Source organism: Nocardia sp. NPDC006044 (assembly GCF_042871115.1).
Taxonomy (GTDB): Bacteria; Actinomycetota; Actinomycetes; order Mycobacteriales; family Mycobacteriaceae; genus Nocardia.
Genome location: NZ_JBIAID010000002.1, coordinates 713,241 through 725,766, shown reverse-complemented (window position 1 = coordinate 725,766; position 12,526 = coordinate 713,241). Strand labels below are relative to the sequence as shown.

General features: G+C 69.3%; 12 protein-coding genes. 3 read left to right on the top strand and 9 right to left on the bottom strand.

Annotation, left to right across the window (positions count from 1 at the left end; genetic code table 11):
- Nucleotides 1-14: 14 nt before the first annotated feature.
- A complete protein-coding gene (locus ACFYO1_RS20760) occupies nucleotides 15-251 on the bottom strand; it encodes a hypothetical protein (protein WP_150399775.1) in 237 nt (78 codons plus the stop codon).
- A gap of 218 nt (nucleotides 252-469) precedes the next feature.
- Between ACFYO1_RS20760 and ACFYO1_RS20755 the strand changes: the two genes are divergently transcribed.
- The gene (locus ACFYO1_RS20755) at nucleotides 470-1,048 is read left to right on the top strand and encodes a TIGR03086 family metal-binding protein (RefSeq protein WP_387233239.1); all 579 of its coding nucleotides are present in this window, start codon (nucleotides 470-472) and stop codon (nucleotides 1,046-1,048) included.
- Nucleotides 1,049-1,093: 45 nt separating this feature from the next.
- On the opposite strand, the gene ACFYO1_RS20750 is transcribed toward ACFYO1_RS20755, so the two are convergent.
- Nucleotides 1,094-1,726, bottom strand: a complete 633-nt coding sequence (locus tag ACFYO1_RS20750) for a TetR-like C-terminal domain-containing protein (protein WP_387233236.1) — start codon at nucleotides 1,724-1,726, stop codon at nucleotides 1,094-1,096.
- Nucleotides 1,727-1,808: 82 nt separating this feature from the next.
- On the opposite strand from ACFYO1_RS20750, the gene ACFYO1_RS20745 reads away from it, so the two are divergent.
- Nucleotides 1,809-2,843, top strand: coding sequence for an aldo/keto reductase (locus ACFYO1_RS20745; protein ID WP_387233234.1), 1,035 nt, complete (start codon nucleotides 1,809-1,811; stop codon nucleotides 2,841-2,843).
- 20 nt (nucleotides 2,844-2,863) lie between these two features.
- Here the strand turns inward: ACFYO1_RS20745 and ACFYO1_RS20740 are convergent, their stop codons facing one another.
- From ACFYO1_RS20740 to ACFYO1_RS20725, 4 genes are all read right to left on the bottom strand, one after another.
- Nucleotides 2,864-7,036 carry a molybdopterin-dependent oxidoreductase gene (locus ACFYO1_RS20740; protein ID WP_387233231.1) on the bottom strand — a complete coding sequence of 1,391 codons (4,173 nt, stop codon included), beginning with the start codon at nucleotides 7,034-7,036 and terminating at the stop codon, nucleotides 2,864-2,866.
- Between the two features lie 113 nt (nucleotides 7,037-7,149).
- Nucleotides 7,150-7,854, bottom strand: a complete 705-nt coding sequence (locus ACFYO1_RS20735) for a demethylmenaquinone methyltransferase (RefSeq protein ID WP_364723478.1) — start codon at nucleotides 7,852-7,854, stop codon at nucleotides 7,150-7,152.
- 85 nt (nucleotides 7,855-7,939) lie between these two features.
- The gene (locus ACFYO1_RS20730) at nucleotides 7,940-9,079 is read right to left on the bottom strand and encodes a glycosyltransferase family 4 protein (protein ID WP_387233228.1); all 1,140 of its coding nucleotides are present in this window, start codon (nucleotides 9,077-9,079) and stop codon (nucleotides 7,940-7,942) included.
- An 84-nt stretch (nucleotides 9,080-9,163) separates the two neighbouring features.
- A complete protein-coding gene (locus ACFYO1_RS20725) occupies nucleotides 9,164-9,616 on the bottom strand; it encodes a DUF3592 domain-containing protein (protein WP_387233225.1) in 453 nt (150 codons plus the stop codon).
- A gap of 40 nt (nucleotides 9,617-9,656) precedes the next feature.
- On the opposite strand from ACFYO1_RS20725, the gene ACFYO1_RS20720 reads away from it, so the two are divergent.
- Nucleotides 9,657-10,163 carry a DUF2505 domain-containing protein gene (locus ACFYO1_RS20720; protein ID WP_387233222.1) on the top strand — a complete coding sequence of 169 codons (507 nt, stop codon included), beginning with the start codon at nucleotides 9,657-9,659 and terminating at the stop codon, nucleotides 10,161-10,163.
- Between the two features lie 52 nt (nucleotides 10,164-10,215).
- Here the strand turns inward: ACFYO1_RS20720 and ACFYO1_RS20715 are convergent, their stop codons facing one another.
- From ACFYO1_RS20715 to ACFYO1_RS20705, 3 genes are all read right to left on the bottom strand, one after another.
- Nucleotides 10,216-10,653, bottom strand: a complete 438-nt coding sequence (locus ACFYO1_RS20715) for a VOC family protein (RefSeq protein WP_387233219.1) — start codon at nucleotides 10,651-10,653, stop codon at nucleotides 10,216-10,218.
- A gap of 57 nt (nucleotides 10,654-10,710) precedes the next feature.
- Nucleotides 10,711-11,139 (bottom strand): helix-turn-helix transcriptional regulator, encoded by a 429-nt coding sequence (locus ACFYO1_RS20710; RefSeq protein ID WP_387233216.1) that lies wholly within the window; start codon nucleotides 11,137-11,139, stop codon nucleotides 10,711-10,713.
- A 78-nt stretch (nucleotides 11,140-11,217) separates the two neighbouring features.
- Nucleotides 11,218-12,483: a geranylgeranyl reductase family protein gene (locus ACFYO1_RS20705; protein ID WP_387233214.1), complete on the bottom strand. Its 1,266-nt coding sequence runs from the start codon at nucleotides 12,481-12,483 to the stop codon at nucleotides 11,218-11,220.
- Nucleotides 12,484-12,526 lie beyond the last annotated feature (43 nt).

The window sequence follows — 12,526 nt, the reverse complement described above, 5'->3', positions numbered from 1 at the left end:
CCCTGCCGTATCGGCTACTCGCCCGCGCGCGCTCCGTTTCCGTCGGCCGGGAATTCGACCAGCGCCAGCGTGCGACCGGCCATGAATCGCGCGGTCCGCACGGGTGTCCCGGTTCGGGTCACCTCGGTGACCTCCACCACTCCGCGCGCGATGCGCACTTCGACTCGCCGCCCGGCCCGGGTAGCGACCACTTCGTAATTGCGAGACCCGTCGCCGAAGTCGACGACGATCTCCACTCGATCACCCTTCATCTACCAATTGTCCTCTTTTCCAGCGCTTTTCGCTGTCACGACTTGGTCGCGACGCGGTCGCGCGGGCGGCGTCGGGCGGCCGCGGCAGGGTGGTGAATTCGCCCGGCGGAGCGCGCCGGGGCGGGCGCGGGCCCTCGGTCCGGGCGGGCACCGATGAATCCCGACGCACCGCGTCGTCTGCACAACCAGAGACGTCCAGCGTGCCCCCAGGAGAACCGATGAATCAGGATTTCGATTTCGAACCGGCCGCCACCGCACTCGAGACGGTGGTCTGCCGGATCACCGACGATCAGCTCGACGCGCACTCGCCGTGCGCCGACACCACCGTGCGTGACCTGCTCGCGCACGTGGTCGACCTGACCGAGGCGTTCCGGCAGGCCGCGACGAAGGAGGCGGTCGGCGGTTCGGTCGCGCCGTCCATCGGGGCGGAACGTGCGCTGGCCGGCGATTGGCGCACGCGCATTCCCGCGCAGCTGAAGGCGCTCGTCGGGGCGTGGCGCGAACCGAGCGCGTGGGACGGCGTGACCGAGGCGGGCGGGGTCAGTGAGGCGGCGCCGGTGATGGCCAGGATCGCGTTGGACGAACTGGTGGTGCACGGATGGGATCTGGCCAAGGCGACCGGGCAGCCGTTCAGCCCGACCGCGGATGACCTCGCGACGCTGCTCGACATGCTCGATGGTGTTCCGCCCGAGGGCACGCCGGGGTTGTTCGGTCCGGTGATTCCGGTTCCGGCCGAGGCGTCGGCGCTCGACCGCGTGCTCGCGCTCACCGGACGCAGCGCCGACTGGAGCGCGTAGCCGCGACGGCGCACGGAGATCGCTTGCGAATTCCGCTGCGGGACATCAGGAGGCGTGCGTGGATGCCGAGGAGACGAACGTGCCCGCGATGACGGCGTCGACGGCGGCGCGGGCGGCCGCGGTCGCGGCGTGGTCGTCGATCGGATCGCCGCTGGCCAGCAGGCGGTAGTACAGCGGGGCGGCCACGGCCGACAGCACGGCCCGCGCATCGGTGCCCGCCGGTGCTTCGCCGCGTTCGATGGCGCGTTCGACGCAGGGCGACCATTCGGTGAGCCGGACGTCGTAGAACCGCCGCAGTGCGGCGGCGGCCGCCTCGTCGCAGGTGGCGGCGGCGATGACGGCCTGGAAGAGCTTGCCCTGCCGCGGGTCCGTCAGGGTCTTCGCGACCAGGCGGGCATTGGCGGTGAGATCGCCGAGCAGCGATCCGGTGTCGGCATGCGTCACCGATTGCTCGGCCATGTCGACCAGCAGATCGGTGACCAGGCCGGTCGGCGTGCGCCAGCGCCGGTAGACGGTGGTCTTGCCGACCTCGGCGGCGGCCGCGACCTCGGCGAGGTCGAGGTGGGCGAAGCCGCGCTCGGCGAGGAGATCGCCGGTCACCTGCAGCACGGCCTCGCGGACACGAGCCGTGCGTCCACCTGGGCGAACCGAGCCGGGGGCGGCGTCATCTTCGGTCATAATGGGTCTCCAGTTTCATTTAGTGCCGATAGGGTGTACCGTGCGACGAGTTAACGGAACTATAGACCCTTTAGGAGTCACGATGGACTACCGGCGGCTCGGCGCATCAGGTCTGCTCGTCCCGGCCCTGAGCTTCGGCGCGGGCACCTTCGGCGGGCGGGGAGAACTGTTCAGTGCCTGGGGCGACACCGATGCCGAGCAGGCGCGGCGGTTGGTCGACATCAGCCTGGAGGCGGGCGTCACCATGTTCGACACCGCCGACGTCTACTCCGACGGCGCCTCGGAGGAGGTGCTCGGCGCGGCCATCAAGGGCCGCCGCGATCAGCTGCTGCTCTCCACCAAGGCCTCGCTGCCCACCGGGCCCGGCCCCGCGCAGGCCGGTTCCGGGCGGGCCCGGCTGATCGGCGCGGTCGAGGCCGCGCTGCGCCGGCTCGGCACCGACTACATCGACCTGTTCCAGCTGCACGCCTTCGACGCGGGCACCCCCGTGGAGGAAGTCGTTGCCGCGCTGGACGATCTGGTCCGCGCAGGCAAGATCCGCTACCTCGGCGCGTCCAACTTCGCCGGCTGGCAGCTGATGAAATCCCTTGCCGCGGCGGACAAGCACGGCTTGACCCGCTACGTCGCCCACCAGGTGTACTACTCCCTGGTCGGCCGCGACTACGAGTGGGAACTGATGCCGCTCGGCCAGGATCAAGGCGTCGGCGCCGTCGTCTGGAGCCCCCTCGGCTGGGGTCGCCTCACCGGCAAAATCCGCCGCGGCCAACCCATTCCGGCCGGCAGCCGCCTGCACCGAACCGCCGAAGCCGGCCCCCCGGTCGACGACGAGAAGCTCTACGACGTGGTCGACGTCCTCGACGAACTGGTCGCCGAAACCGGCAAAACCGTCCCCCAGATCGCCCTCAACTGGCTCCTGCGCCGCCCCACCGTCGCCACCGTCATAGTCGGCGCCCGCAACGAAACCCAACTCCGCCAAAACCTCGGCGCCGTCGGCTGGGAACTCACCCCAGACCAGATCGCCCTCCTCGACAAGGCCAGCGCCACCACCCCGCCCTACCCCTACTACCCATATCACCGCCTCCCCGACTTCACCCGCCTCAACCCCCCTGCGGTGTAGCTGGAGTCGCTTGGCGGCGGTCAGTAGACGTCGCGGACGTAGCGTTTCTGGGTGATGAGTTGTTTGCGGAAGGCTTGGGCGCCGGGTTCGTCGAGGTTGCCGTGGACGCGGGCGATGCGCAGGAGTACGTCGTCTACGTCCTTGGCCATTCTGGTGGCGTCGCCGCAGATGTAGAGGTGGGCGCCGTCGGCGAGCCAGGACCAGAGTTCGGCGCCGTGCTCGATCATGCGGTGCTGCACGTAGATCCGTTCGCGCTGGTCGCGGGAGAAGGCCAGGTCCAGCCGGGTGAGGAAGCCGGAGCGGAACATGTCTTCCAATTCGGCGCGGTAGTAGAAGTTCCGGGCGGCGTGCTGTTCGCCGAAGAACAGCCAGTTGCGTCCGGTGCAGCCGAGTTCCCGGCGTTCCTGGAGGAAGCCGCGGAACGGGGCGATGCCGGTGCCGGGGCCCACCATGATCATCGGTGCGGCCGGGTCGGCGGGCGGGCGGAAGTGCGGGGCGCGTTGCAGGAAGATCGGCACGGAGCCGGCTCCGGCTCGGTCGGCCAGGAAGGTCGAGCAGACCCCGCCGCGCCGGGCGACCGCGCCGGTGGCCGCGGGATCGCCGTAGCGCACGATGCCGACGGTCAGCTGCACCTCGTCGGGGCTGACCAGCGGGCTGGATGAGATCGAATACTGGCGCGGTTGCAGCTTTTTCAGCGTGCCGAGCCAGTCCACCAGGTCGGCGCGCACCGGGAAATCGCGCAGCACGTCCACGGCCTGACGGTCCCACAGGTAGTTGTCGAGCTCGTTGCGATTGTTCTGCCGCAACAGTTTCGCCAGCCGGACGTTCGGATTGCGTTCCGCGATAAAGGCGAGCAGGTCGTTGCTCACCTTGCTGATGTCGTAGTGCGTGCGCAGCGCCTCGGCCAGCGGCAGTTCCCGATCGTCCACCTCGATGATCCGGCGGCCGTCGAGACCGGTGCCGGCGAGCCATTCGTCCACCAGCGTCGCGTCGTTGGTCGGCCAGACGCCGAGCGAATCGCCGACCTCGTAATCGGCTTCGAGCCCGCGCAGGTCGAAGCCGAACTGCCGCACCTCTTTCGAGGATCCGGCACGGGTGAGCGATTCGTTGCGCACCAGCGGCGCCGGCACCGGCGCCTGCCGGGTGAACGGCGCGATCTCCCGCCGGATCCGCCCCGGCGCGGGGGCGGCGGCCCGGGTGAGCACCGCCGTCAGCGTGTTGCCGCGGGTGCGAGCCGTCCGGTCCGGGGCGCCTGGCGTCGGATCCTGTTCCGGCACAACACCGTCCATCGACTCGCCGAGCACGCCCACGATCGAGTCGAGCCAGCGTTCGGCGGGCTCCTGAAAATCCGGTTCGCTGTCGACCCGCGGAAGCAGCCGCGTCGCACCGTATTCGGCGAACTTCTCGTCCAATTTGCGTCCGTGTCCACAGAAGTCGTCGTAGGCGGAGTCGCCGAGCGCGAACACCGCGTAGCGCACGCCGGTGAGTTGCCTCGCGGTGCCGTCGAGCCGGTTCCAGAAGTCGGCGCCGTTGTCCGGCGGCCCGCCGTCGCCGAAGGTGCTGCTGATCACCAGCACGTCTCCGGTCAGCGTGTCCAGCGCGCACGAATCCATGTCGAGCAGCCGTGGCGCGAAACCGCATTCGGCCAGCCGCGCGCCGACCGTCGCGGCGAGTTCCTCCGCGGACCCGGTCTGCGACGCCCACAGCACGGTCACCGGATGCGCGGGCGCGGCGTCGGCAGCGGCCGTAGCCCGGGAGTACATCCCCGCCAGCACGCCGTCGACCCACACCCTGCTCTGCGCGGACATCGGTGCGGCGGCGGGCAGCACCGGCAGCCCAGTCACCGGAATCGACTGCAGCGCGGCGAGATACCCGCTGAGGTAGATCCGCTCGGTCTCGGTGAGCATCGGCGTCGTGACGGCGTCCAACCCGAACGCGGCGGCCAGCGGATGCGCGGCCGCCATCGAAGGCGTCGGCACCGCAGGCGATTCCGTCGCCTCGGTCTCCGGCACGGCCACCCGGCGCAGCGACACCGCGCACGCCTTGAACTCCGGCTGCAACGACGCCGGATCGACCGCGTCGTTGGTGACCGCGTTGATCGTCAGATACTCACCGTGCTCGTCGTTCCAGTGGAACGGCGCGAAGCAATCACCCGGCCGCACCCGATCGCTGATCTGCACCGGCAGCACGGCACGTCCACGCCGCGAGGCGATTTCGAGCTGATCACCCACGCGGATCCCGAGCCGTTCGGCGTCGGCCGGATGCACCTCGACGAACGGCTGCCCGGTCAACTTGGTCAGCTTGCCGATCTTGCCGGTCTTGGTCATGGTGTGCCATTGATGCTGCAACCGGCCGGTATTGAGCAGGAACGGAAAATCGTCGTCGGGCATTTCCGCCGGCGGCAGATGCGGGCGCGGCCAGAACACCGCCCGCCGGCTGGGCGTGGCGAACGCCAGCCGCGGCCGGTGACCGTCCGCGTCGACGTGCGGATGCTGGCTGCCCCCGTCGTTGACGTACCGAATCGGATTGCGCGGGCGCGCACCGTCCGGGCAAGGCCACTGCATCGGCCCTTCCCGCAACCGCTCGAAATCCATGCCGCGCAGGTCGTATCCGGTCGCCGGATTCGCGAACTGCTTGATCTCGGCGAAAACCTCGGCGCTGGAGGCGAACTCGAATCCGGCGAACCCCATCGCGGTCGCGACCTCCGCGATCAGCTGCCAATCCGGGCGAGCGTCACCCACCGGATCCACGGACCGCTGCAACAGCGTGACGTTGCGCTCCGAATTCACCATCACCGCGTCGGCTTCGGCCCACAGCGTGGCGGGCAGCAGCAGATCGGCATACGCATTGGTGGCGGTCTCGGTATAGGCGTCCTGGGCGATCACCAGCTCGGCGGCCTCCAGCCCGTCCAGCACGGTCTTGCGGTTGGCCACGGTGGCAACGGGATTCGTGCAGATGATCCATGCGGCCTTGATCTTGTTCGCGGCCAGTTCGCGGAACATCTCGATGGTGCCCGGCCCCACTTCGTCGCGTATGGTCCCGGGCGCGAGCCCCCAGGCGGTCTCGACGAACGTGCGGTCGGCGGGGGAGAGCACGCTGCGCTGGCCGGGCAGTCCGGGTCCCATGTAACCCATTTCCCGCCCGCCCATCGCATTCGGCTGTCCGGTCAGCGAGAACGGCCCGCTGCCCGGACGGCTGATCGCGCCGGTGGCCAGGTGCAGATTGCAGATCGCGTTGGTGTTCCAGGTGCCGTGGGTGGACTGATTGAGCCCCATCGTCCACAGCGACATCCATTCGCCCGCCTCGCCGATCCACCGTGCGGCAGTACGGATATCGGCTTCGGCGAGCCCGGTGATCGCGGCGACTCGTGCGGGCGGATAGTCGGCGAGGAACTCGGCCATTCCGTCCCAGCCCTCGGTGTGCTCGGCGATGAAATCCCGGTCTATGTCCTCGTTTTCGACGAGCAGGTGCAGCAGGCCGTTCAGCAGCGCCAGATCGGTGCCCGGCGCGATGGGCAGGAACAGATCCGCGCGCGTCGCGGTGTCGGTGCGCCGCGGATCGACGACGATCAGTTTCGCGCCGGCCTTGAGCCGATCGGCCATGCGCAGGTACAGGATCGGATGACAGTCGGCCAGGTTCGCGCCGATCACGAAGAACAGATCGGCGTGCTCGAAGTCGTCGTAGGAGCCGGGCGGCCCGTCCGCGCCGAGCGACTGCTTGTATCCGGTGCCCGCGCTCGCCATGCACAGCCGCGAGTTGGCCTCGATGTGCACGGTCCGCAGATAGCCCTTGGCCAGTTTGGTGGCCAGGTATTGCGCCTCGAGCGACAGCTGCCCGGAGACGTACAGCGCGATCGCGTCGGGTCCGTGCTCGTCCAGGATCGCGCGCAACCGGTCGGCCGCCTCGCGCACCGCGTCGTCGACCGGCACCGGCACCGGCTCCTGACCGCGCTCGGGCCGTCGGTACGCGGTCGCCATCCGGCCGGGCGTGCGCATCAGTTCCAGGTGGGTGGCACCCTTGGTGCACAGCCTGCCCGCGTTCGCCGGATGCAGCTTGTCCCCGCTGACCTTGGCGATGACCGGCGCTCCGTCGGCGCCCGCGCGGGTCTGCACCGTGATGCCGCACCCGACGCCACAGTACGAGCATGCCGTCCGCGCGGTGCCGACCGCGGTTTTCGTGCCTGCGTCCACCATGCCCCCGATCATGGCCATCGCCGGTTGCGGCGGCTTTACCGCGCGTTATCGACAGATGACAATGACCCTCATCAGCGGGAAAGCCGTCGGTGAGGTGTGATGCGGGTCGCTGCTCAGCCGAGCTTGTACGCCCGGTGCAGCGCGACGATCCCGCCGGTGAGATTACGCCACTTCACCGAGGACCACCCGGTGTCGGCGATCCGCAGGGCGAGCTGGCGCTGATTCGGCCAGGCCCGGATCGATTCGGCCAGATAGACATACGCGTCCGGATTGCTGCTGACCGCGCGCGCCACCTTGGGCAGCGCTTTCATCAGGTATTCCATGTACACCGTGCGGAAACCCGGCACGATCGGCGTGGAGAACTCGGCGATGACCAGCCGGCCGCCCGGTTTGGTGACGCGCAGCATCTCGCGCAGCGCGGCGTCGGGATCGGCGACATTGCGCAGGCCGTAGGAGATGGTCACCGCGTCGAACGATTCGTCGACGAACGGCAGCGCCATCGCGTCGGCCGCCACCATCGGCACCTTCCGGTGCTTACCGGCGGCGAGCATGCCCTGGGAGAAGTCGGCGGCCAGGCACCAGGCGCCGGACTTCGCCAGGTCGACCGTGGACACCCCGGTGCCCGCGGCGAGGTCGAGCACCCGCTCGCCCGGCCGTGGCGCGAGCGCCTTGCGCACCGCCCAGCGCCAGTAGCGATCCTGACCACCGGAGATCACCGTGTTGGTCAGGTCGTACCGGCGTGCGACACCGTCGAACATGGTCGCCACCTCGTGCGGCTGCTTGTCCAACGACGCCCTGGTTGTTTCTGTTTTCGCCACGCTTGACCCTAACGCTCGCGGTATGCCGTGCCGAGTCAGGTCCAGGGAATTCCCGGTCACATCGAAGCGCAGGCGGACGCGCCCGTCACGCGGTATGCGGTAACCGCATTCGGGTGCCGGTCACGTCCGCGTAGTGCCCCATCAGCTCGGTGCAGATCGCCGGCCAGGTGCGGTGCAGCACCGATTTGCGTGCGGCGCCGGCGAATCGGGCGCGCAGCACCGGATCATGCAGTGCCGCAACGGCACTCGGCAGCAGTTCGGCGAAACGGTCGACCGGGAGCAGATATCCGTTGCGGCAGTGCGCGATCAGGTCGCGCGGGCCGCCCGCGTCGGGCCCGATCACCGGGATGCCGGAGGCGAGTGCCTCTTGCACGCCCTGACAGAAGGTTTCGTGCTCGCCCGCGTGCACCATCACGTCCAGGCTGGCGTACGCCTCGGCCAGGGTGGCGCCGCCGAGTTCGCCGGTGAAGATCGCGGTCGGCATCATGCGCGCGAGCCGATCCCGTTCCGGCCCGTCGCCGACGATCACCAGCTGGATGTCCGGGTCGCCGTCGAGCACCGCGAGCCGCTCGACGTGCTTCTCCGGCGCGAGCCGCCCGACGAAGCCGACCACCAGCTTGTCCCCGGCCCGCCAGGTGTCCCGCAGTTCGGTGCGGCGCGCGGCCGGGTTGAACCGGGCGATGTCCACGCCACGACCCCAGCGGTGTACGCGCGGAATGCCGTGCTGGGCCAGGTCTTCCGCGGCGGCCGTGGAGGGTGCGAGGGTCCTGGTCGCGCCCTCGTGGATGCGCCGGGTCCAGGCCCAGGCGGCCCGGCTGGCCAGCGCGAGCCCGTAACTCTTGGCGAACCCGGCGACATCGGTCTGATAGATCGCCACCGTCGGCAGATCGAGCCGCATCGCCGCCCCGAGCCCGCCGGCCCCCAGCAGGAACGGCGAGGCCAGATGCACCACGTCCGCGTCGAAGTTCTCGATCGCCGCGACGATGCCCGGCTGCGGCAAACCCACCGGTAGCGAACTGATCTTCGGCACCATCACCGCGGGCACCCGGTGCACCCGGAACCGCTCGTGCCAGCGTGCGGCCGGCGGCAGTCCGCGCGGGGTGTCCGGTGCGATGATCAACGCGTCGTGGCCGTGCCGGTCCAGGTGTTCGACCACCCGCAGCACGGAGTTGACGACGCCGTTCATATTCGGCAGAAACGACTCCGCAACGATCGCTACACGCACCCTCTCAGGGTGCCGCCCGCAGCGCGCCGTGCCGCCACACAAGCGTGAAGGACACCTAAAGATCGAGCGAACTCCTCGCGTAGCTCAGCTCGATGCCGGCCTGCGCCGGCCGAGCCGGGCCAGCAGGTACAGGGTCGGCAGCGCGATCAGCCAGGCCACGACGATCACCGACAACGCGGGTGGAATGGCAACGCGCACATCGCGTCCCTCCACCCGCACCAGATCGGGATCCGCGCGGTTGTACTCGACCCGGATGCGTTCGCCCGCGGTGAGATTGGTCGGGTACAGCACGCCGACCTTCGGGTTGTGCGTCTCCCCGTCCGGGGTCACGTACATGACCGCCGAGCGCAGCCGCCCGGCGGAGAGCACCTCGGCGCTGGTCACGCCCTTGTCGGAGCTGATCAGGTAGTCGTTGCGCCAGGCGGCGAAGACCAGCAGCACGACCAGCACACTGACCACCGTCGCAGCCGTGAGCACGCCGATTCTGGCCCGCCGCAGGCGGATGGACCGCCGATCAGACTGCGTGGTTTCCAACACCGCAACAAGCCTACTGACCGTCTCCGATACGGTGTCGCGCATGTCCCGAAAATTCAGCTTCACCGTGCCTTATGCCGTCCCGGTCGAAGATCTTCACCGGGCACTCACCGACGACAGGGTCTGGCAGGCGCGTTTCGCCGACGCCGAGACCGCAACCCTGGACCTTTCGCACCCCGAGGGCGAAGGCACCATCCGCATCCATATGACCGAAAAAGCCTCGGAAGACAAGATTCCCAGCGTGGTGAGCAAGGTGCTCAAGAGCCAGCTCACGCTCGCCCGCACGGACAACTGGCAGGCCCTGACCGGCGAGGTCGCCAAGGGCACCTTCGCGGGCGAGACCACCGGCATCAGCACCGAGATGTCGGGCACCTACGAGATGCGCTCGACCGCGGAGGGCTCCGAGATCGAGGTGGTCGGCACCGTGCAGGTCAAGGTGCCGGTGGTGGGCGGCGCCATCGAGCCGCTGGCCGAGCAGCTGCATCACCGGGTGCTCAACAGCGAGCGCACGTTCGTCGAGGAGTGGGTCGCCGCGCAGGCGACCGCCTGATCCCCGTCCCGCCCCGTCGTTCCGGTGTCCGCCGGAACGACGGGGGCCTCGGTCAGGCGAAATCCGCGGGGGAGTATTCCTTCTGCTCCACCAGCACCAGCCAGTTCCCGGAGTTGTCCCGGATGATCGCCTCGGTGCCATAGGGCCGTTCCGCGGGCGGCTGAATGAATTCCACGCCCTTCGCGGTGAGTTCCTCGAAGGTCTTCTGGCAGTTCTCCGTGCGCAGCCCGAGCGCGCCGTGCGTGCCGTTGGCCAGCGCGCGGCGGATGGCGTCGGCCAGGTGGTCGTCCAGCGGCGGGCCGGGCACCATCAGCGTCACCTCGAGCTCCGGGTGGTCCGGGTGCGCGACGGTCAGCCAGCGGAACCCGTTGTCGCCCATGGTGATATCGGAGACCTCGACAAATCCCAGCTTGTCCAGGTACCACCGCTTCGATTCGTCCTGGTCGGTGACGTAAACGGTGACCAGGGAGACGTTCGTTATCGATGTCATGCGATCAGGCTATGGGCGGGCGCCGGCGCCTGGCTTCTCCGAAATTGCGGGATCCGATCAGCCGTCTCGCTTGCGATCGCTGAGCCCGTGCATGAACACGTAGCACCCTGGAATGCGCGGCGCCCCGTCGGCGAACTTGGCCTGATATTCCGACGGCGTGACCCCGACGAGCTGGCGGAATTTGCTGCTGAACGAACCGAGACTGCTGTAGCCGACCAGCATGCACACCTCGGTGACCGTGACATTGGACGACCGCAGCAGATCCTGCGCGCGTTCGATCCGCCGCTGCGCCAGATACGCGGCCGGTGTCAGCCCGTAGACCGCGGCGAACGCGCGCAGGAAGTGATACTTGGAAACCCCTGCCGCAGCGGCTAATTCATCGAGACGCAGCGGATCGGCGTAGCGTCGATCCGCGAGATCCCGCGCCCGCCGCAGATGCGGCAGCAAGGACAACGCGGGCAGTCCATCCGCTTGTTGTCCGCCCATGGCCGATCACCTGTTCCTCGTGCGGCAAGGCCGGTGTCAGCGTACCGCCCGAGCGGGCGAAACCGCAGGTCCGCGCCGTCAGGCGAAGGGAGCGAGCTGGTCGGCGCGCATCGACATCCGCCCGGCCGCTCGCCAGGCCCGCGCGGTCAGGTCGACGTCCTCGTCGGTGACCAGGTTGCCCATCACCCGAACCGCCGTGCGCTGCAAGTACTTCGACCGCATCACCGGTGGCCCGCCGATCGGCACCATCCGCGGATGGGTGGCCAGCCCGGCGATCCGCCTGGCCACCGAGAAGGTGCGGCCGTACTTCGCGCGCAACAGCTCGGGCCAGATGCGGGTGAGATCCGGCTCGTCCAGGAGTTCGGCCAGCATGTGCCCGCCCTCCAGGCCGTAGTCGATGCCCTCGCCGTTCAGCGGGTTCACGCACCCCGCGGCGTCGCCGACCAGCACCCAGTTGCGCCCCGCCACGTTCGACACCGCGCCACCCATCGGCAGCAGCGCCGAGGCCACCGCGCGCAGCGAACCCTCGAACTCCCACTCGTCGAACCGCAGCTTCGTGTAGTGCTCGAGCAGCGGCTTGAGCGCGATGTGCGACGGGCGCTTCTCCGTGGCCAGCGAACCGACCCCGATATTGACCTCGCCGTTGCCGAGCGGGAACACCCAGCCGTAGCCGGGGACCAGCTCGCCGTCGGCGTCGCGCAGTTCCAGATGCGAGGTGATCCACTGATCGTCGCTGCGGCCGGACCTGATGTAGGCGCGGGCGGCCGTCCCGTACGCGTACTGCCGGTGCCAGGTGCGCCCGAGCAGCCGGCCGACCGGCGAGCGCACCCCGTCGGCGACGATCAGCGTCGCGCATTCGATGGTGTGGTTTCCGGCCGCTGTCCGCACGATCACACCGGTGATCCGGTCACCGTCGCGGGTGACATCGACCACCTTGGCGCCGTCGATCATCCGCGCGCCGGACTTCATCGCGGTCTCGCGCAGCTTGTCGTCGAGTTCGGTACGCGGGACGGCACTTCCATACGTCGGGAAGGAACCGGCGGGCCACGGCAGCAGCGCCTCCCGGCCGAAGCCGGTCATCCGCAGGCCGTGGTTGACCGTGTGCGCGCGCAGCCAGTCGCCTAGTCCGAGGTGTTCTAGCTCGGCCGTCGCGCGCGGGGTCAGCCCATCGCCGCAGGTCTTGTCCCTGGGGAAGACGGCGGAGTCGAGCAACACCACCTCGCGGCCTGCCCGTGCGGCCCAGGCCGCGGACGCCGAACCGGCCGGGCCCGCGCCGACGACCAGCACCTCGGCCCTGGCGGGCAGTGCGTCCCCGCCCGCGGGGATGACATCCGGTGAACCCATGCGCTCCATACTTGCAGGGCAATCTTGTTCGTGTCGACGGCGG

Bases quoted from the DNA above. Each gene is read 5' to 3' on its own strand.
- ACFYO1_RS20720 (WP_387233222.1), top strand. From the start codon at position 9,657: ATGTCCCGAAAATTCAGCTTCACCGTGCCTTATGCCGTCCCGGTCGAA.
- ACFYO1_RS20715 (WP_387233219.1), bottom strand. From the start codon at position 10,653: ATGACATCGATAACGAACGTCTCCCTGGTCACCGTTTACGTCACCGAC.
- ACFYO1_RS20745 (WP_387233234.1), top strand. From the start codon at position 1,809: ATGGACTACCGGCGGCTCGGCGCATCAGGTCTGCTCGTCCCGGCCCTG.
- ACFYO1_RS20760 (WP_150399775.1), bottom strand. From the start codon at position 251: ATGAAGGGTGATCGAGTGGAGATCGTCGTCGACTTCGGCGACGGGTCT.
- ACFYO1_RS20740 (WP_387233231.1), bottom strand. From the start codon at position 7,036: ATGGTGGACGCAGGCACGAAAACCGCGGTCGGCACCGCGCGGACGGCA.
- ACFYO1_RS20710 (WP_387233216.1), bottom strand. From the start codon at position 11,139: ATGGGCGGACAACAAGCGGATGGACTGCCCGCGTTGTCCTTGCTGCCG.
- ACFYO1_RS20755 (WP_387233239.1), top strand. From the start codon at position 470: ATGAATCAGGATTTCGATTTCGAACCGGCCGCCACCGCACTCGAGACG.
- ACFYO1_RS20705 (WP_387233214.1), bottom strand. From the start codon at position 12,483: ATGGGTTCACCGGATGTCATCCCCGCGGGCGGGGACGCACTGCCCGCC.
- ACFYO1_RS20750 (WP_387233236.1), bottom strand. From the start codon at position 1,726: ATGACCGAAGATGACGCCGCCCCCGGCTCGGTTCGCCCAGGTGGACGC.